This window comes from Marivita sp., assembly GCF_965656765.1.
In the GTDB taxonomy this organism is placed as follows: Bacteria; Pseudomonadota; Alphaproteobacteria; order Rhodobacterales; family Rhodobacteraceae; genus Marivita.
Genome location: NZ_CBFHLV010000133.1, coordinates 1 through 1,356, shown reverse-complemented (window position 1 = coordinate 1,356; position 1,356 = coordinate 1). Strand labels below are relative to the sequence as shown.

The following is a 1,356-nucleotide window of genomic DNA, read 5'->3' as shown; positions in this document are numbered from 1 at the left end:
TAGATCGGCGAATGGATCAGGTCGGTCAGTTCCGGGCTGCTGGCAAGCGCGGCCGACAGGTCGTCAAGGTTCGCTTCGAGCTTATCAAGCTCTTTACCCTCGTTGGCGAGTTCGAAAACCGCCGTGGCATAGCGATCCGCGATGCCAGAGGAAATGGATGCTGATTCAGACACGTCCACCCTTCCGCTATTCTGCCTCCGATCCCCCGAATTCCCGGTGGTCAGAGGCGTTTTCAGTTTGGCAAATGCCGCATGGCATAGAAATCAGCGCGGATGTAGCAGAGCCATCCTCAGCCCGCAACACGGTTTGGTGATTTTGAAATCACCTAAATACGCCTTGTTTTTATGGATTAAGCGGCAAGTGCGACCTATTGCGCGCAATAAAGTTGCATCTTTTCTGAGAGCTTCGGTCATCTTTGGCGATTCCTGTTAGCGCAAAGGGTACATACCGACTGGTTTGCGCGATGTTCGATCAGCAGCATAGAGCGCACAAAAATTAGGCGCGCGTTCGATGTCATCCTAACTTTCCGAGTTCAAACGCTGCCGATTTGCCCTGCACCCTCGCACGTGCCGGTTTGGATGATGGGCTGGGAACCAACTTACCCAAGGGGTTTAAAACACGACTTTCCGATTTATTGCCCCGCGGTGTTGGGTTGGTCTTTGTGACTTCGACGATCAAAACGCCTCCGGCGATAAGAGCTGACACACTGCGCCCCATCTGTTCCCAGAACCGTCCCGTCTTCATCCAAAACCGTCGGGTCGACGGCGGTTGATAGAGCACGGCGGTATGCCGTTGAGGTGCAAAATTATGGCTCTTCAATTGCGCCTCCAGTTGCCCCATTGAATAAGGACGACCGTAGCCAAAAGGTGTCGCATCCGATCGCGCCCATAGCCCGGACCGGTTTGGAACGATAAAGAGCGCTTTGCCCCCGGGCCCCAAGACACGCCAACACTCCTCTAAAAGTGCTGAAGGCCGTTCTGAGGTTTCCAATCCGTGCATCAGAATGAGTTTGTCGAACCGTCCGTTCTCAATCGGCCACAGCGTCTCTTCACACAAGACTGACACATTGGGCATACCCGCAGGCCACGTCATCACACCTTGCTGTGCTGGCATAAGGCCAATGACACGGCGCGCTTCTGGCAGATACGGCCTCAACAAGGGAACAGCAAAACCGAAGCCACCGATAGATTGCTGTTTGGCCTCAGGCCAGAAGACCTTGACCTGATCCCGAACCACGCGCTGCGCCACACGACCTATCGCACTGCGATAGTAAAAGCTGTGCAAGCGCTGCACGTCGAGATGCATTTTGGCCTCCGCAAATAATGGCCTAGATTATCGTAAGTGTAACCACCTCGG

The 1,356-nt window shown here is 54.3% G+C and carries 2 protein-coding genes; both read right to left on the bottom strand.

The window, feature by feature from the left end; translation table 11 throughout:
* Positions 1-173, bottom strand: a 173-nt coding sequence (locus tag ACTG4M_RS17430; RefSeq protein WP_439124939.1) for a F0F1 ATP synthase subunit delta, incomplete at its 3' end; no start/stop codon positions are given.
* A gap of 340 nt (positions 174-513) precedes the next feature.
* Positions 514-1,305, bottom strand: a complete 792-nt coding sequence (locus ACTG4M_RS17425; protein ID WP_439124938.1) for a methyltransferase domain-containing protein — start codon at positions 1,303-1,305, stop codon at positions 514-516.
* Positions 1,306-1,356: the final 51 nt, after the last annotated feature.